The following is a 17,915-nucleotide window of genomic DNA, read 5'->3' on the forward strand; positions in this document are numbered from 1 at the left end:
GCTCTATTGAATAATTAAGCTTAACAATATAAAGAAAATAATTCTCTAATCTATTATTTAAAATATTTTTTTGATATTTCTCAGCCTCAATACGTGCCAATACATCTCCAAAGGTAATATTATAATCCGTTCTATTTTCTAAATCATAAGGATAACCTTTTAGTTTATCACTACGATTTAAAAAACGATATGTTATCATATTTTTATGAAACGGTTTTGAAGCTTCCCACTCATTAAAGTAATCCAGTATGCTAGAATTTGAAGCAAATTGTATACTTACCTTAAAGGATTTATAGCGTTTCAATATTTCAAGATTTGAAAGTATATTTTTTGAGAAGTCTTTATCATCAATCGTTCCCAATGGCTTCATATTATCAAACATTTCAAAACATTGAATCAATTCCCTTAAACTTCTAGGTAAAAATTGATGAGTATCTTCTCTTGTATCTACCGGTTTAATGTATAAATCTGTGTGCCTATGAATGTACTTATAAAACCATTCCTCAACTGTAAACTCTAACGATTCACTTCTCGAATTAACTATATGTAAATTGTCATTTACAATATAATGATTTTCACCAATAATCTCAAGTGAACTTAAAATTTTTGTAATTGGAAGTTTTAAAACATCATCTTGACTATATAATTTTATTCTATTTCCATAGGGAACTAGCTTAACAAGGAATTGTTCAATTTGTGAATATAGTTCATCACTTTCAATAATATTTTGACCAATAAGATTCTTATTATCATTAAATCTATCTTCAAATAACGAATTCTCTAACTGTCTTTCTCGATAGGCAAATATAATGATTAGCTTTTTATCCAAATAGCGTTGCATTTCAGTCAAAAATTGAGAGACCAACGAATTTTTCACTAAATCTAAATCATCAATGATCAAAACAAAATCTTTTACAATTTGTCCTTGAAATTCAAGTATTCCCTTCAAACAATCTAATATATCTGCGAAAATAACTTCTAAACCTAGGCGATCAGATAAGGCCTGCAACATCGCATTTTCTGGCTGCCCGTTTTTATAGTACTACTTTTCTTGCTTCTCAGCACCAATGGCAGCCATAGCTTTTTTTAATAACCTTTTCAACTCTGAAAGTTTTATACAATTTCCTTGATTATCTTTAGAAATTATATTAATCAATCCATCTAAATGTGATAAAAAAACATCTATTATTGTCATATTAGAAGACAATATTTCAGAACCCACAATATCAAAAACATAGTAGTCATCACTCAAGATATTCTTTAGAGATTTTAAAAAAGAAGTTTTACCAGACCCACGTTCCCCGGCAATTGAGATATTCCTTGATATTACTTCACCTTTTGAATCTTTTTCGTTATCAAAATGATTCAACATTTCTTTTACAGCATCTAGTTGTTTTTTAAATAAATAGTTTTCAGAATCCTCATTCAATGTTACTGTCTCTATGACTATCGGCTTTTTAAACTTCTCCCAATTAATTTTCTCTACGTAGTTCTCCATGAAATATTCTCCTAATAAGATAACTTTTAACCATGAAAATGATTTTCATGACTCCCTTATTCTATCACTTATTTTCAGCCATAACAATAAAGCTTTCATGAAATCTGCAAAAAGAAAAAGCCTTTTCAGGCTTCTCCTCTTATTGTTCGAAAGTTTGTTGAGCGATGAGCTTATTATAGTTTTCTTCATCTTCTTGGTTATCACGGACAACCTTAGATACTGTAAATGAAGATGAAATCAAACCAACACATCCCATGAGGTAGTAACCCTTAACCATCAAAGGCTCTTTAAGGGTATAGAGGCCTACCAACATCAAGATTACGAAGAAGCCAAATGATCCCCATGCCATCATGTTGAAAGATGTTGTGTTACGATACACTTTTTTCTTTACTTTGTTCATAAAGTTAGTCTCCTTTTATATACTAAGACTATTATACCAACAATGTAAGCCTTTCACAACTCAAAACATGAAAAGGTTCTCATCATTCCTTAACTTTCCAATTGTTCTGATAGGTCACTCCACTCTTCCATCAGAGCTTCTTGATTGACTGATAAGTCATCCAGCTCTTTCTGTAAGTCAGACAATTCTGCCACGTCATTTGTTTCAAGCATGGCAGCAGAGATTTCCTCCAAGCGTTCTTCAATCGTCTCTAGCTCATTTTCAATTTGCTCAATGCGTCGGCTTAATTTACGCATCTCTTTTTGATTGGCTTTTTGAGCTTGATAATCACTAGCACCCGCTGAAGCTACTTGAACCTCCTCTGATACTTGATTTTCCTCTGCTTCAAGACGTGCTAACTCTTCAAGCTCCGCCTTCTTTTCAAGGTAGTAATCATAATCTCCAAGATAAATGGTTGCCCCATCCTCAGAAATTTCCATTACTTTGGTTGCCACACGGTTGATAAAGTAACGGTCATGGCTGACAAAGAGAAGCGTTCCATCAAAGTCAATGAGGGCATTTTCCAAGACTTCCTTACTATCAATGTCCAAGTGGTTGGTCGGCTCATCTAGGATGAGGAAGTTGTTGTTTTCCATTGATAATTTAGCTAGGAGCAGACGAGCTTTCTCACCACCAGAAAGCATGGAAACCGACTTTTTGACATCATCACCTGAGAAAAGGAAGGCTCCCAGACGGTTACGAATCTCAACTTCTGGAGTTGTCGCAAAATCATTCCACAACTCATCAAGAACAGTGTTCGACGGTGTCAAGGCAGATTGGGTTTGATCATAATACCCCACTTCAACATTGGCACCATAGGTTGACGTTCCCTTGATAAACGGCAATTTACCCACTACCGACTTGATAAAGGTTGTTTTCCCGATACCATTTGGACCAACGATGGCAATGGCATCCATCTTCTTAACATCCAGGGAAATAGGCTCTGAGAGAATCTCATCGTCATAACCGATAGCAGCATCCTTAACTGTCAAGACCACATTCCCAGAGACCTTATCCGCATGAAAAGTCATATTAGCTGACTTCTGGCCTTCTGTTGGCTTATCCAGACGTTCCATTTTCTCTAGCTGTTTACGACGGGCTTGAGCACGCTTAGTTGTAGAAGCACGGACAATATTACGATTAACAAAGTCCTCCAACTTAGCAATTTCCTTTTGTTGTTTTTCGAAGTTCTTTGCTTCAGTGGCCAACTTTTCAGCCTTAAGGTCCATGAATTTTGAATAGTTTCCGACATAACGATCTAAACTATGTTTGGTCAAATCCAGGGTTACTGTCGCCACCTTATCCAAAAAATAACGGTCGTGACTGACAATGATTAGAGCTCCCTGATAATTGACCAGGTAATTCTCCAACCAGGCAATGGTTTCGATATCCAAGTGGTTAGTCGGTTCATCCAGTACCAAGAGTTCAGGCTTCTCAAGCAGCATTTTCGCCAAAGCTAAGCGCGTGTTTTGCCCTCCAGAAAGATCTGAAATAGGCATCTCCCACATGCTTTCATCAAACTTAAAACCATTGAGAATGGCTCTGATATCAGATTCATAGGTAAAACCACCTCGCTGTCTGAAATCCTCAGAAAGGCGATCGTAGTCAGTCATTAACTTGTCCAAGTCTGACCCAGTTAACTCAGCCATCTTCATTTCCATGTCACGAAGGCGTTTTTCGTCTGCACGAAGACCTGCAAAAACATTTAACATTTCCGCATAGATGGTATTGCTAGACTCAAAGCGACTATCCTGAGCTAAGTAAGACAAATTCAAATCACGTTTTGTGTTGATTTCACCACTTGTCGGCGCTTCCTCTCCAACCAAAATTTTCAATAGGGTTGATTTCCCAGCACCGTTACGTCCAACAAGGGCAATACGATCGCGTTCATCTACCTGAATATTAATATTATCAAAGAGCACATCCCCTGAGAAAGAGCGCTCAATCTTGTTTCCTTGTAAAATAATCATAACGTTTCAATTATACCAAAAAAGCCAAGCTCCTGCTTAGGCTTTCTGACTTTCTTTCAAAATGCTTGCTACCTTAGTATTAATCAAATCGATAGCAACAGTATTTGTGACACCTTCAGGAATCACCACATCTGCGTAGCGTTTCGTAGGTTCGATAAACTGGTGGTACATAGGTTTAACCACACTGATATATTGCTCAATAATACTATCCAAGCTACGGCCACGCTCTTCCATGTCACGCTTGATACGACGGATAATACGAATGTCATCATCAGTATCTACAAAAAGCTTGATATCCATCAAGTCACGCAAGCGTTTATCCTCAAGTACCAAAATCCCTTCAACAATGAAGACATCCTGTGGTTCCTGACGATAAGTCTTTTCACTACGAGTGTGTTGGGTGTAGTCATAAATCGGAATATCCACTGGACGCCCAGCAATCAGCTCATTGATGTGTTCAATCATAAGATCTGTATCGAAGGCAAAGGGATGATCGTAGTTAGTTGATACACGCTCTTCAAAAGTCAAATGTGACTGATCCTTATAATAAGAATCATGCTCAATCATAGCAATTTTCTCATCTGGAAAATTTGATAGAATGGCACGAGAAACACTGGTCTTACCCCCACCAGAGCCACCCGTAACCCCAATAATAATCGGTTTTTTAGGCATGGTAAATTCCTATCTAATATAGTCTTTCTTATTTATTCTACACTAAATCATGATATAATAAAAGCAAATCCATATAGAAAATGAGACTTTTATGTTTAAAAACTTTCCTGAACAATGGCAAGACCTCCTTAAAGAAAAAGGAATCACTACAGAGACTGCCATTCAAAAAGAACTCTTTGCACCAATCACTGAAGGAGACAATATCCTAGGTATCAGTCCTACAGGAACAGGTAAGACTCTAGCCTACCTTCTCCCATTGCTCCTCTTACTCAAGCCCAAAAAATCTCAGCAATTGCTTATCCTAGCACCCAATTCAGAGCTTGCTGGACAGATTTTTGATGTGACCAAACAATGGGCTGAGCCACTAGGACTCACTGCCCAACTCTTCCTTTCTGGCTCTAGTCAAAAGAGACAAATTGAACGCCTGAAGAAAGGACCGGAAATTCTCATCGGAACACCTGGCCGTGTCTTTGAGCTGATTAAACTCAAAAAGATCAAGATGATGAATGTCAACACCATCGTCCTAGATGAATTTGATGAGCTTCTCAGTGATAGCCAATACCACTTTGTGACAAAAATCAGCCACCATGTTCCTCGTGACCATCAAATGATTTATATTTCGGCAACCAACAAAATTGATGATCAAAATCTTGTCGAAAATACCATCGTTTATGACCTATCTGATCAGGAATTAGACACCATCAAACATTATTATATCAGCGTTGATAAACGTAACCGTGTCGAACTTCTTCGTAAATTCTCCAATATTCCTGACTTCCGTGGCCTTGTCTTTTTCAACAGTCTTTCTGACCTTGGGGCTACTGAAGAACGCCTCCAATTTAACGGGGCCTCAGCGGTATCATTGGCTAGTGACATCAACGTCAAATTCCGTAAGGTTATCTTGGAAAAATTCAAGAATCATGAGATTTCACTCTTACTAGGTACTGACCTCTTGGCACGCGGCATCGATATTGAAAATCTAGAGGTAGTCATCAATTTCGATATTCCTCGAGATCGCGAAGCCTATACTCACCGTGCAGGACGTACTGGTCGTATGGGAAATGAAGGTAGCGTCATTAGCTTTGTAACCCATCCAGAAGACCTCAAAAAACTTAAAAAATTCGCCAAAGTTTCAGAACTGGTTCTTAAAAATCAAGAACTTCACGAAAAATAAGGCATTACAAAAGCACTTCAGAGTAAACTGAAGTGCTTTTAACATATACAAATTAGGCTTTTTTACCAAAGTCCTCAATCATTTGTTCCATTTCCTCACGACTTGGAGTTGTCAACATATAGAGGAAGTCACCTTGCAACTCCGCAAAGGCTGCAGGCATGATTTTCTTAACTTTAAGTTGTTCACGATACTTATCAAAAAGTTCTTCTTCTGAATAAGCATAGTGAGAGCTTGCACGACGTGAAGTCGCCAAACAGTAAAGTGGCTCAAACTGAGAAGCTGGGAATGGTTCGCCAGCAACGATATCCGCATACCCCTTGTACAAATCGAGAGAGTGAGCATAGTTATACACGTCGATTGTGAAACCACCTGCTGGACGGTTGTTATATTCAATAGCAATATAATCGTCACCATCACGGAAGAACTCAATATGGAAGAAACGTTCCTTCATACCAAATTCTTTGACAATTGCCTCACCATACTTACGTAACTTAGGATCCATTTCCTTAAGAACGTAGTAAGAATTATCCATCTTGTAAATCATCAAGTCAAGTGGTGTGTGGGCATAATCAAAAGTTGTCGAGAAGACAATATTACCGTCATGATCAATCAAACCATCGAAAGTACAGATTTCGCTTGAAGTTACAAATTTTTCAAAGAAATAAACTGTTTCATGATCCCACTCAGCCTTAAAGTGATTGATATCATCTTCTGTTTCAAGTTTGAAGGTTGCAGCTGCACCAACCCCATTATCTGGCTTAGCAATCATTGGAAGACCGATTTCTTTCACAGCTTTATCCACATCTTCATCAGTTTTAATGACAGCACCAGGTACAACTGGAACTCCAGCTTTTTGGAAGAGTTTTTTCATTTCAGACTTAAATTTAGTCTTCTTAAGATCTTCTGGCTTAGCACCAAAAACATTGAACTGTTCACGAAGAGCAGCATCCAATTCCAACCAGTATTCGTTATGAGATTCGATTCGGTCAATTGGTCCGTGTTTATAGAAAAGAAAGGCTACCGCACGTTTAACTTCATCCAAGTTTTCCAGATTGTCTACACGGAAGTACTCAGTCAAAGCCTCTTTCAAAGGTTGATCCAATTGTTCATAAGGCTCTTGACCAATACCAAGAACAGTGATGCCCTTATTAGCAAGTTCAACTGTAAACTGTTGGAAGTTTTGTGGATAGTATGGTGAAATAACAAGATAATTCATTAGTAATTCCTCTTTTATAGTTATTTAGATGGGATGGACAAAGAAATTATAGGTTCATATTGTCAAGGAAATAAGGCATTTGTTTACGCCACCATTCCCAATCGTGAGCGACATCATGACCCCACTCAGAGAACCAAGCTGGAATATTCTTTTGTTCAAAGGCTTCCTTGAGTTTATAGTAAGATGGAAGACCATCTTGTTCCCATGCACCAAGACCTGTACATACGATGATCTCAGCTTGACGGTAGCGGTCGATAAACCAACCATCATTTTGGTTCCAGATATAATCTGATGGGGAATTTTGGTAAATAGCTTCGTCCCCTCCAAACTCACCCACAAAGAAACGAGCATCGTAGACACCACTAAGGGCTACTACTTTATTGAAAACATCAGGGTGTTGCAAGAAGAAATTAAGCGCATGGTATGCCCCCATTGAACAACCTGTTGTCATCATTGGATCAAACCAACCAGTTTTGTGTTTGATAAATGGAATAGCTTCTTCAATAACATAACGTTCATAAGCGCGATGCATTTCAGCACGATCATGTGGGTTTTTCCAATCACAAAGCCAGCTTTCACTATCAACACTTGAAAGTGTAAAGAATTGTACGCGTCCTTCTTCGATAAAACGTGCACAAGCATCAATCATACCAAAGTCATAGTATTCGTTATGGCTACCACCTGATGAGGCAAAAACCACAACAGGGATACCAGCGTGACCGTAACGGTTAACATACATTTCACGGTTAAGTTGACCACTCCAGTGGCTAAGATGTTCGATATTCATATTTATATTCCTTTTCCTAAATTAAATTAATTTGCGTTAATAAAGACTAGTCCCATTTTTCAGCGAAAAAGCGAAGACAGTCTGGTAAATTCTCTGCCCAAGCTTCTTCATTGTGTTCAGCACCAGATTGAATGTGAATCTTGATATTTTCCAAATCAACCCCACGAGCAATCAAATCATGATAATAGCTCAATGAAGAGTCTATATAAGCCTGCTTAATATTACCAGCCATCAAGGTCTTGTCAGTATCATCAGCTTCCTCAGTTCCTACATATATGTAGACACGTTGATCTGAATCGAGCTTTTGATGCGACATGTAACGATCAAAAGCATCCTGATGCAACCAGTTAGCTGAAGAAAATACCCCAAGACAACCAATCTGCTCCTTATAATCAAGCCCCATAAACTGAGTGATATTACCACCGAGAGATGAACCAATCATAGCTGTATGCTGACGGTCAGAGAGGGTACGGTATTCCTTATCAATAAAGGGTTTAACCACATCCATGACAAACTCTGCATACTCTACACCCTTACCTCCGAACTGGACACCAGGGATATTAGATTCTTGGTACTTCCACGCAGAATACTCATTCATACGGCCAGGACCATCATTATCAATGGCTACAACAATCATGCGCGAAATATCAGGATTACGCTTGATTGTTGGGATAATCTTCCAAGAATAGCCAGAAAAGGACTCCTTACTATAAAGAACATTCTGACCATCATGGAAATACACGACAGGGTAAGAACGATCTGTATCCGTTTCATAGTTCTTAGGTAGAAGAACACGCACACGACGAAGTTGACCAGTGTATGGTACCTCTAACTCATGCGTCTTCATAACCAAGTAAAAATAAGATTTATTCATTGTCAGAAAACTCTCTATATTCGAAATTTAGTTCTATTATACCATATTTTAAAAGAAAAAGAGCCCCTATTATTGGGACTCTTTACACTTTTTTAATGATTGAATAGCTACACTCTTAGTAGTTTGCGATATCAAATACTGTTGATTTCACACGAGTCATAGCTTCGATAGAGTATTTCACACCTTGAGTTCCGGCACCAGATCCTTTAACACCAAGGAATGGGAAGTTGTCTGTACCACGTTGTGTTTTGTTGTTGATGTGAACTGTACCAACTTCAAGTTGTTCAGCAATTGCAAATGCACGTGGGTAGTCTTGTGTGAAGACAGCACCTTGAAGTCCAAATTCAGATTCGTTAGAAATCTTGATTGCTTCTTCAACTGAAGATACACGGATGAATGGCAATACTGGACCAAATGGTTCTTCCCAAGCAAGACGCATGTCAGTTGTCACATGGTCAAAGACAGCTGGGTAGATAAGGTTACCTTCACGTTTCAATTCAGTTTTAGCAGTAGCACCTTGTTCAACGGCATCATCAATCAAACCTTGAACGAAGTCAGCTGCTTTTGTATCGATAAGTGGTGTAACGCTTGCGCTTTCTTCAGGCATACCAACAGTGATATTACCTACCAAAGCAGTTACTTTTTCTACCAATTCATCTGCAACGCTATCCATTACAAGGACACGTTTGATAGCTGTACAACGTTGACCTGAATAGTCAAAGGCACCAGCAACAATGTTTTTAGCAGTCAAGTCAAGATCAGCATCTTCAAGAACGATAGCGGCATCTTTACCACCAAGTTCAAGCATGATTGGACGCATAGCTGCCAAACGACCGATATTTTCACCAACTGGTGTTGAACCTGTGAAGTTGATGAAATCAACTGCTTTGTGTTCAACGATGTAGTCACCGATAACAGAACCACGACCTGTGATAGAGTTCAAGACACCTGCAGGGATACCAGCTTCAACAAATGTTTCAACCAAAAGAAGACCTGAGATAGAACCTTGTGTTGGTGGTTTGAAGGCAACAACGTCACCAGCAATCAAGGCAGGAGCAATTTTAGAACCAGCCAAGTTTACTGGGTAGTTAAATGGAGAGATAGCAAGGACAAGACCTACTGGTTCGCGACGAACAACAGCGATTTTTTTCTTGCTACCAGCGTCAAATGCACCACCTTCAAGTACTTCACCTTCCAAACGCAAACCTTCTTCAGCTGCATAGTGGATGATTTCAGCAGTACGAACAACTTCACCGATTGCAGATTTCAAACCTTTAGAGATTTCTTTAGAAAGAACTTGACCGATTTTTTCTGCATCACGTTCCAAGATATCTGCTGCTTTATGAAGGTAAGCTGCACGTTCAGCATATGAAAGCGCACGCCATGCTGGAAGTGCTGCTTTAGCTGCTGCGTAGACTTCGTCTACTTCAGCTTGGCTCATTGCTGGAACTGATCCAAGTTCCTCACCGTTTGCAGGTGCATAGATAGTAATTTCGTTTTCAGATGTTTTCCACTCACCATTGACATAGTTTTTGTATTGTTTAGCCAAGATAGTAACTCCTTTTATCTATTATAAAACCTATTTTATCATTTTTTTAGAAATATTCCAAGATTTAAACGAGAATTATTCAGAAAATTTTGACAAAAAATAGTTAAAATTGTTAACCTAGGTTAGCCGTATTCTACTCCTAACTAAAGAATGAGTCAATTATTTTGTCTCCGTTTAGATATAAAAAAAGTGAAAGCCTAAGCCTCCACTTTTTATGATTAGTCTACGTTAACGTATTCTTTTGAAAGTTCAAGAACTTCTTCCATTGTTGCACATTCAGTAAGAGCACGGTTAGCGTATTCTTCCATTTTAGCTGTGTCAAGTTTCTTCATCAAGCTACGTGTACGAAGAACAGATGTCGCTGACATTGAGAACTCATCCAAGCCCATTCCAACAAGAAGTGGAACAGCAGTTTGGTCACCGGCCATTTCACCACACATACCAGCCCATTTACCTTCAGCATGAGCCGCTTTGATAACATTGTTAATCAAACGAAGGATTGATGGGTTATATGGTTGGTAAAGGTATGAAACTTGTTCGTTCATACGGTCAGCAGCCATTGTGTATTGGATAAGGTCATTTGTACCAATTGAGAAGAAATCAACTTCCTTAGCAAATTGGTCAGCAAGCATAGCTGCAGCTGGGATTTCAATCATGATACCTACTTCGATATCGTCTGCAACGGCAACACCTTCAGCAACCAATTTAGCTTTTTCTTCTTCAAGAATACCTTTAGCAGTACGGAACTCAGTCAACAAAGCAACCATTGGGAACATGATACGCAATTTACCGTGAACAGATGCACGAAGCAAAGCACGCAATTGTGTACGGAACATTTGATTACCAGTTTCAGAGATAGAAATACGCAAAGCACGGTAACCCAAGAATGGGTTCATTTCTTTAGGAAGGTCGAAGTAAGGGAGTTCTTTATCCCCACCGATATCCATTGTACGAACGACAACAGGTTTACCGTTCATACCTTCAAGAACTGCTTTGTAAGCTTCATATTGGTCATCTTCAGTTGGGAAGTCTTGAGAATCCATATACAAGAATTCTGTACGATAGAGACCAACAGCTTCTGCACCGTTATCATTTACACCTTCAACGTCTTTAGGTGTACCGATGTTAGCAGCCAATTCGAAATGTTTTCCATCAGCAGTAACTGTTTGAGCATCTTTAAGGAGAGCCCATTCAGCTTTTTGTTTAGCGTAAGCTTCACCAGCTGCTTTGAACTCAGCAATTTGCTCTTCAGTTGGGTTGATAACAACTTCACCAGTAATACCTGAAACAGCCAAAACATCACCATCTTTGACAAGTTCTGTGATGTTATTTGTTCCAAGAACGGCTGCGATTTCAAGTGTACGCGCCATGATAGCTGAGTGACTTGTACGTCCACCGATGTTAGTAACAAAGGCTTTTACGTACTTTTTGTTCAACTGAGCTGTATCAGATGGTGTCAAGTCATGAGCAACAACGATTGATTCTTCGTTGATTGTTGCCGGGTTAGGCAATTTCTTACCAAGCAAGTTAGCAAGCACACGTTTTGTAACGTCACGAATATCCGCTGCACGTTCTTGCATGTATGGGTTATCTTCCATACCTTCAAAAATAGCGATAAACATGTCTGTTACTTCTGTCAAAGCAGCTTCAGCATTAACTTGTTTAGCACGGATAGTTTCTTTAATTTGACCAGTCATTTCTGGGTCAGCAAGAACCATCAAGTGAGCGTCAAAAACGGCTGCCGCTTCTTCACCAAGGCTTTCAACTGCTTTTTCACGGATAACAGAAAGCTCGTCTTGTGACGCCGCTAGAGCAGCATCTAGACGAGCCTCTTCTGCACTTGTATCTTCAACTGTTACAGTTTCAAATGACAAGTCCGGTTGAACAAGCAGATATGCCTTAGCAACTGCAACACCATCAGATGCTGCGATTCCTTTAAGCATTTCTGTCATATTCTTATGCCAATCCTTCTTTTGTCATTGTTTCTGCGATTGCTGCGATTGCATCATCAGCATCAGCACCTTCTGCAGAGATAGTTACGTCAGCACCTTGACCAACACCAAGGCTCATAACACCCATGATTGATTTAAGGTTAACTGCTTTACCTTTGTAGTCAAGAGTGATATCTGAAGCAAATTTGCTAGCTGTTTGAACAAGCAAAGTAGCTGGACGTGCGTGGATACCTGTTTCTGCAACAATGTGGAAATCTTTAGAAGCCATAATGGATTCTCCTTCTTAGTTTGGAATATTTGAGTTATCAATGATAACCCTTACAATTTAGAATTATAACATAGCTAATTGAGATTATCAAGGTTAAAACGTACTTTCTACAAGTTTTTCAAAAGCCTATCTCTCATTTTACTGCTCATTTTCAATTTTTTAAACATAAGCAAATACTAGTCTCTAGTTATTTACAACATTTTCAGAAAATTTCTTTCATGGTGTTTTCAATCGTTAATTTTCATTTTCGAGCAAAAACAATCACATAATTGAAAGAATTTGATTGCTAAAGGCACTCGTTGAATAAGCTTGTTTTCCAAATGCTAAGTCAGCTGTAAAGATATCAGCTTTAAATGTCTTTTCAATAGCACTTGTAATCAGTTGAGCTGCCTCAGTCCAACCAATATAATCTAGAAGCATGCAGCCAGATAATAGAACTGAGCAAGGATTAGCCTTATCTTGATCTGCGATATCCGGAGCTGTTCCATGTGTTGCTTCAAAAATAGCATGGCCTGTTTGATAGTTAATGTTGGCTCCAGGGGAAATGCCGATACCGCCAACTTGTGCAGCTAAGGCGTCACTGGCATAATCACCATTCAAGTTGGTTAAGGCAACAACATCAAATTTTTCTGGATTTAAAAGAATCTGTTGTAGAAAGTTATCCGCGATTATATCATTAATCTCTAAACGACCAGTCAGCAATTCTTCTTTATATTCTTCCTGAGCCACTTCATAACCCCATTTACGGAAGCCACCTTCTGTAAATTTTTGAATATTCCCCTTATGAACTAAGGTCACTTTTTTTAGATTGTTCTTGAGAGCATAGTCGATAGCCGAGCGAATGAGACGTTTACTTCCTTCTATTGAAATTGGCTTGATTCCGATACTACTTGATTCTGGGAAGCGAATTTTACTAACATTCATTTCTGTCTGGAGAAACTCAATCACGCGCTTAACATCTGTTGTTCCCGCTTCCCATTCAATTCCCGCATAAATATCTTCAGTATTTTCACGAAAAATAGTAATATTCGTTTTTTCAGGTTCCTTAAGCGGACTTGCTACTCCTTCAAAGTAACGAACCGGTCTAACACAAGCGTAGAGATCAAGTTCTTGACGTAAAGCTACATTTAAAGAACGAATCCCTCCACCTACTGGCGTCTCAAGCGGACCCTTAATAGCAACTAAACTTTCTCGAATAGTCTCCAATGTTTTTTTCGGCAACCATTCCCCTGTTTTATCATAAGCCTTCTTACCAGCTAGGAGCTCTTGCCACTCAATTTGACGCTTTCCTTCATAGGCTACTTCTACTGCTTTATCAAAGATTGCTTGGGCATTCTTCCAGATATCATCTCCAACACCATCCCCTTCAATAAAAGGGATAATTGGACTATCAGAAACTTGAAGCTGTCCATTTGTCATTACGATTTTTTCTGCCATATAGCTTTCCTCCCTAGCGTTTTTCTAAAGGAATATAGGTCATATTTTCTTGTCCAATATACTGTGAGCGAGGACGAATCAATTTGTTATTTTTTTGCTGCTCTTGAATATGAGCAATCCAGCCGGCAACACGACTCATTGCAAAGATAAGTGTGAAGATATCGCTGTCAATTCCTAGAGTATGATATACGGTGGCTGAATAGAAGTCTACATTGGGAATTAATCCCTTCTTATCTTTCATGAACTCTTCAATTTCTTGAGACATATTAAAGAATTCTTCATTCTCGGTACCCTCTGTCAACTTTTTAGCCATATCTCTTAAGAAAATTTCACGAGGGTCCTGTTTCTTGTATACACGGTGCCCAAATCCCATGATTTTCTCTTTAGAGTCAAGTTTTTCCTGTAAGTAAGCATAAACATCACCTGATTCGCGGATTTCTTTAAGCATATCAAAGACGCGTTCATTAGCCCCACCATGCAGGGGACCTTTTAGAGCACCAATAGCTGTTGTAACACACGAATAAATATCTGTCAGAGTCGAAGCACAAACACGCGCTGCAAAAGTTGAAGCATTCAACTCATGATCAGCATGTAGAATTAAGGCCTTATTCATAGCCTCAACTTCAATTTCAGAAGGTTCAACACCATTCAGCATGTAAAGAAAATTAGCAGCAAAACCTAAATCTTCTCTTGGTTTGAGGGGCATTTTACCAGTGCGTAAGCGTGCAAAAGTCGTAATAATTGTTGGCAATTTAGCCATCAATTCAATACTTTGCTGATAAACGGCTTCCATGGATTTCTCCTCAGCATCCACATTGTATACCCCAAGAAGTGAAACTGTTGAACGTAAAACACTCATTGGGTGCAAATGGGGACGAGATTGGATAAGAATGCATTGTTCTACAGCATCTGAAATGTCATAGTTCTTACGCAACTCAGCTTCAAAATACTTGAGTTCCATTTGCGTAGGAAGATGACCATTCCATAAGAGATAAATCACTTCCTCAAAAGACGCTTTATTTTCCATAAACTCGGAAATATCATATCCTGCATAGGATAAATGGTCATCAATAATAGATGAAATCCTAGTATTACAGGCAATCATATCCTTAAGTCCATTAATTTCAACTGTTGTCATATTAGGCTCCCTTCAATTTTTTTCTTACAACCATTGGTAAGATACCACCATTTTTATAGTAGCGAATATCAGCATCTGCATCGAAGCGTACCAAGGCTTTAAAGGTTTTGGTTTGTTCAGGTGTTGAAGCTGTAACAGTGATAACATCATGGACACCTGGATTTTCTGAAAGATCGAAGCTAAAGGTCTCATGCCCTGTCAATCCAAGACTTTCAGCATTTTCCCCTTCCATAAATTGTACTGGTAAAATCCCCATCATAACTAGATTTGAACGGTGAATACGCTCAAAACTCTCAGCAAGCACTACTTTTACACCAAGGAGATTTGCACCTTTAGCAGCCCAGTCACGACTAGAGCCCATACCATAATCCTTACCAGCAATTACAAGCGTATCTTGATTAGCTTCTTTATATTTCATAGCAGCATCATATATAGGTAGAATATCACCATCATATTTAGTATATCCACCAATTTTTCCATCTGCTAGCTCATTCTTGATACGAATATTAGCAAAAGTTCCTCGCATCATGACTTCGTGATTTCCACGACGGCTACCATAAGAATTAAATTCTTGATAATCAACACCATTCTCAGTCAAATAACGAGCTGCTGGACTATTTCTAGCAATATTACCCGCTGGAGAAATATGGTCTGTTGTAACCGTATCTCCAAATTTAGCCAAAACCTTCAAATCATTCAATGGTTTAATACTCAAATCATCTCCTAAAGCATCAAAGTAAGGTGGGTTTTGAATATAGGTAGAGTTTTGATTCCATTTATAATTTTGATTTTGTTCAGTAGGAATGGCATTCCACTTCTCGCTATCAGAAAAGACACTGGCATATTCATCTTGGAAGAGTTGACGGGTGACGTATTTATCAACATAAGTCTCAATGTCATCACGAGATGGCATAATCTCCTCTAAATAAACAGCTTGACCATTGTCGTCAAAGCCTAGAGGCTCAGTTGTCAAATCAATATTCGTGTTACCAGCCAAGGCATAAGCAACAACTAATGGTGGACTAGCCAAGAAATTCGCTTTAACAAGTGGATTAATACGCCCTTCAAAATTACGATTTCCTGACAATACAGCACTCGCTAGGAGGTCATTGTCTACAATAGCCTTAGCCACTTCAGGACGTAAATCTCCTGAGTTACCAATACAAGTTGTGCAACCATAACCTACCAAGTTAAAGCCAAGCTTATCTAGATAGGTTTGCAAGCCTGAAGCTTTGAGATAACCTGTAACGACTTTAGATCCAGGCGCCAAAGAGGTCTTGACTGTTGGAGAGACTTTTAATCCTTTCTCAACCGCTTTTTTAGCTAAAAGACCGGCTGCCATAAGAACGTACGGATTTGAGGTATTGGTACATGATGTGATTGCTGCAATGGCAACATGACCCGTTTGAATTGTTTCTGAATGATCCTCAAAATCAACTTTTGCAGTTTTTGCTAACTCTTCATTATCCAAACCGAAACCACGGACACCTGCTTCACGTACCACTGCATCTTGAAATTCTTGCTTAGCATCAGATAAGAGAATCAAATCTTGTGGACGTTTAGGACCTGAGATAGAAGGTTTAATAGATGACAAATCGACTTCAACAATCTTAGTATACTTGGCTTCTTTACTTGGATCATAGAAAAGATGATTGGCTTTTGTATAGGCTTCAGTGACTTGGATATGTTCCTCATCACGATTAGTTAAACGCATGTAGTTAAGAGTCTCGTCATCAATAGGAAAATAACCACAAGTCGCACCATATTCCGGTGCCATATTAGCGACAGTAGCACGGTCAGCTAGAGATAAACTCTTCAAGCCAGGTCCAAAGTACTCAACAAATTTACCAACCACATTTTCAGAACGAAGCACCTGAGTAATCTTGAGAGCCAAATCTGTTGCTGTGGCAATTTTAGGCAGCTCTCCTGTCAGATGTACACCAATAACCTCTGGAATTGGGAAATAAGACGCTTCACCTAGCATAGCTGCTTCAGCTTCAATTCCACCAACACCCCAACCAAGAACGCCAATACCATTAATCATAGTCGTGTGACTATCTGTACCAAACATAGAGTCAGGATATAGGAGCCCATCATTTTCAATAATGACATCACTCAAAAATTCAATATTAACCTGATGAATAATACCTGTTGCTGGTGGAACAGCACGGTAATTTTCAAAAGACTGTTCGGCCCATTTAAGAAACTCATAGCGCTCGTTATTACGTTTAAACTCTAGATTGATATTATCTTCAAGAGCAGTATCACATCCATATGAATCAACTTGGACAGAGTGGTCGATGACCAAATCTACTGGAATCTCGGGATTAATAAATTCGGCTTTACCTCCATTAGCCACTATAGCATCACGCATGGAAGCTAAATCAACAACAACAGGAACCCCTGTAAAATCCTGTAAGATAACACGACTTGGTTTAAAAGGTACTTCAGAAATTGTTGGAAAATTCGGAAATTTCATTAGATCAGAAATGTGAGATTCCTTAACATCGACGCCATCTTTTTTTCGAAGGAGACTTTCAAGTAGTATTCGAATGGTATAAGGTAGTTCTCCGACCTTAACATCATGAGATTTTGCTGCTTTTTCGAGATCATAGAAAGAGAATGTCTTACCATTTACAGTTAGATTTGAACAGTATTCTTGCATACTTGAACCTCCATTAGTTAAAAATTTTCTTTATTCTACACTGTTTTTTTTGAAAAAACAAATAGAATTGGCATTTTGATGTTATATTATATAACATTCGTGGTTAGATGTTTCTTTTTTCGTCATTTCCATATACAAATCCTATTTAATTTAGGAAACTTAAAAAAGCCTTTAAAACACAAGATATAGGGTTGTGTTTTAATACTAAACACAAAATATTGTATTTCCTTGAGATATTTAGCTTGATTTTTCCCAATATTTTGGGTAGTATTCTAT

14 protein-coding genes and 1 pseudogene are annotated in these 17,915 nt (G+C 38.6%); 1 reads left to right on the forward strand and 14 read right to left on the reverse strand.

Going from position 1 to position 17,915, the window contains the following annotated elements; all coding sequences use genetic code 11:
- The 5 genes and pseudogenes from H7T98_RS07525 to udk form a co-directional block, all read right to left on the reverse strand.
- Positions 1–1,012: pseudogene (locus H7T98_RS07525) on the reverse strand (ATP-binding protein); the annotation flags it as partial.
- 30 nt (positions 1,013–1,042) lie between these two features.
- The gene (locus H7T98_RS07530; protein WP_201061598.1) at positions 1,043–1,498 is read right to left on the reverse strand and encodes a hypothetical protein; all 456 of its coding nucleotides are present in this window, start codon (positions 1,496–1,498) and stop codon (positions 1,043–1,045) included.
- A gap of 139 nt (positions 1,499–1,637) precedes the next feature.
- On the reverse strand, positions 1,638–1,898 hold the full coding sequence (locus H7T98_RS07535) for a YiaA/YiaB family inner membrane protein (protein ID WP_048674474.1): 261 nt from the start codon (positions 1,896–1,898) through the stop codon (positions 1,638–1,640).
- A gap of 89 nt (positions 1,899–1,987) precedes the next feature.
- Positions 1,988–3,907: an ABC-F family ATP-binding cassette domain-containing protein gene (locus tag H7T98_RS07540; RefSeq protein ID WP_175057516.1), complete on the reverse strand. Its 1,920-nt coding sequence runs from the start codon at positions 3,905–3,907 to the stop codon at positions 1,988–1,990.
- A gap of 36 nt (positions 3,908–3,943) precedes the next feature.
- A complete protein-coding gene (gene udk, locus H7T98_RS07545) occupies positions 3,944–4,579 on the reverse strand; it encodes a uridine kinase (protein ID WP_002890688.1) in 636 nt (211 codons plus the stop codon).
- A 91-nt stretch (positions 4,580–4,670) separates the two neighbouring features.
- Between udk and H7T98_RS07550 the strand changes: the two genes are divergently transcribed.
- Entirely contained in the window at positions 4,671–5,753 is a 1,083-nt protein-coding gene (locus H7T98_RS07550) for a DEAD/DEAH box helicase (protein WP_175057515.1), read from the forward strand.
- 52 nt (positions 5,754–5,805) lie between these two features.
- Here the strand turns inward: H7T98_RS07550 and H7T98_RS07555 are convergent, their stop codons facing one another.
- The 9 genes from H7T98_RS07555 to acnA form a co-directional block, all read right to left on the reverse strand.
- The gene (locus tag H7T98_RS07555) at positions 5,806–6,969 is read right to left on the reverse strand and encodes an ATP-grasp domain-containing protein (RefSeq protein ID WP_002890685.1); all 1,164 of its coding nucleotides are present in this window, start codon (positions 6,967–6,969) and stop codon (positions 5,806–5,808) included.
- 46 nt (positions 6,970–7,015) lie between these two features.
- Positions 7,016–7,756 (reverse strand): esterase family protein, encoded by a 741-nt coding sequence (locus H7T98_RS07560; RefSeq protein WP_002884014.1) that lies wholly within the window; start codon positions 7,754–7,756, stop codon positions 7,016–7,018.
- 46 nt (positions 7,757–7,802) lie between these two features.
- Positions 7,803–8,630: an alpha/beta hydrolase gene (locus H7T98_RS07565; RefSeq protein WP_201061600.1), complete on the reverse strand. Its 828-nt coding sequence runs from the start codon at positions 8,628–8,630 to the stop codon at positions 7,803–7,805.
- Between the two features lie 115 nt (positions 8,631–8,745).
- On the reverse strand, positions 8,746–10,179 hold the full coding sequence (locus H7T98_RS07570) for an NADP-dependent glyceraldehyde-3-phosphate dehydrogenase (protein ID WP_175057514.1): 1,434 nt from the start codon (positions 10,177–10,179) through the stop codon (positions 8,746–8,748).
- A gap of 218 nt (positions 10,180–10,397) precedes the next feature.
- Positions 10,398–12,131 (reverse strand): phosphoenolpyruvate--protein phosphotransferase, encoded by a 1,734-nt coding sequence (gene ptsP / locus H7T98_RS07575; protein WP_002890681.1) that lies wholly within the window; start codon positions 12,129–12,131, stop codon positions 10,398–10,400.
- A gap of 4 nt (positions 12,132–12,135) precedes the next feature.
- On the reverse strand, positions 12,136–12,399 hold the full coding sequence (locus H7T98_RS07580; protein ID WP_002884015.1) for a phosphocarrier protein HPr: 264 nt from the start codon (positions 12,397–12,399) through the stop codon (positions 12,136–12,138).
- 261 nt (positions 12,400–12,660) lie between these two features.
- Positions 12,661–13,836 (reverse strand): NADP-dependent isocitrate dehydrogenase, encoded by a 1,176-nt coding sequence (gene icd, locus H7T98_RS07585; protein WP_002890680.1) that lies wholly within the window; start codon positions 13,834–13,836, stop codon positions 12,661–12,663.
- A gap of 13 nt (positions 13,837–13,849) precedes the next feature.
- On the reverse strand, positions 13,850–14,974 hold the full coding sequence (locus H7T98_RS07590) for a citrate synthase (protein WP_002890679.1): 1,125 nt from the start codon (positions 14,972–14,974) through the stop codon (positions 13,850–13,852).
- Between the two features lies 1 nt (position 14,975).
- Positions 14,976–17,639: an aconitate hydratase AcnA gene (gene acnA / locus H7T98_RS07595; RefSeq protein ID WP_201061602.1), complete on the reverse strand. Its 2,664-nt coding sequence runs from the start codon at positions 17,637–17,639 to the stop codon at positions 14,976–14,978.
- Between the last annotated feature and the right edge of the window lie 276 nt (positions 17,640–17,915).

This window comes from Streptococcus sp. 23.2 (assembly GCF_016648665.1).
Taxonomy (GTDB): Bacteria; Bacillota; Bacilli; order Lactobacillales; family Streptococcaceae; genus Streptococcus; species Streptococcus salivarius_E.

Excerpts from the sequence above, each read along its gene's own strand:
- H7T98_RS07530 (WP_201061598.1), bottom strand. The coding sequence starts at position 1,498 with ATGGAGAACTACGTAGAGAAAATTAATTGGGAGAAGTTTAAAAAGCCG.
- H7T98_RS07535 (WP_048674474.1), bottom strand. The coding sequence starts at position 1,898 with ATGAACAAAGTAAAGAAAAAAGTGTATCGTAACACAACATCTTTCAAC.
- H7T98_RS07540 (WP_175057516.1), bottom strand. The coding sequence starts at position 3,907 with ATGATTATTTTACAAGGAAACAAGATTGAGCGCTCTTTCTCAGGGGAT.
- udk (WP_002890688.1), bottom strand. The coding sequence starts at position 4,579 with ATGCCTAAAAAACCGATTATTATTGGGGTTACGGGTGGCTCTGGTGGG.
- H7T98_RS07550 (WP_175057515.1), top strand. The coding sequence starts at position 4,671 with ATGTTTAAAAACTTTCCTGAACAATGGCAAGACCTCCTTAAAGAAAAA.
- H7T98_RS07555 (WP_002890685.1), bottom strand. The coding sequence starts at position 6,969 with ATGAATTATCTTGTTATTTCACCATACTATCCACAAAACTTCCAACAG.
- H7T98_RS07560 (WP_002884014.1), bottom strand. The coding sequence starts at position 7,756 with ATGAATATCGAACATCTTAGCCACTGGAGTGGTCAACTTAACCGTGAA.
- H7T98_RS07565 (WP_201061600.1), bottom strand. The coding sequence starts at position 8,630 with ATGAATAAATCTTATTTTTACTTGGTTATGAAGACGCATGAGTTAGAG.
- ptsP (WP_002890681.1), bottom strand. The coding sequence starts at position 12,131 with ATGACAGAAATGCTTAAAGGAATCGCAGCATCTGATGGTGTTGCAGTT.
- H7T98_RS07580 (WP_002884015.1), bottom strand. The coding sequence starts at position 12,399 with ATGGCTTCTAAAGATTTCCACATTGTTGCAGAAACAGGTATCCACGCA.
- icd (WP_002890680.1), bottom strand. The coding sequence starts at position 13,836 with ATGGCAGAAAAAATCGTAATGACAAATGGACAGCTTCAAGTTTCTGAT.
- H7T98_RS07590 (WP_002890679.1), bottom strand. The coding sequence starts at position 14,974 with ATGACAACAGTTGAAATTAATGGACTTAAGGATATGATTGCCTGTAAT.
- acnA (WP_201061602.1), bottom strand. The coding sequence starts at position 17,639 with ATGCAAGAATACTGTTCAAATCTAACTGTAAATGGTAAGACATTCTCT.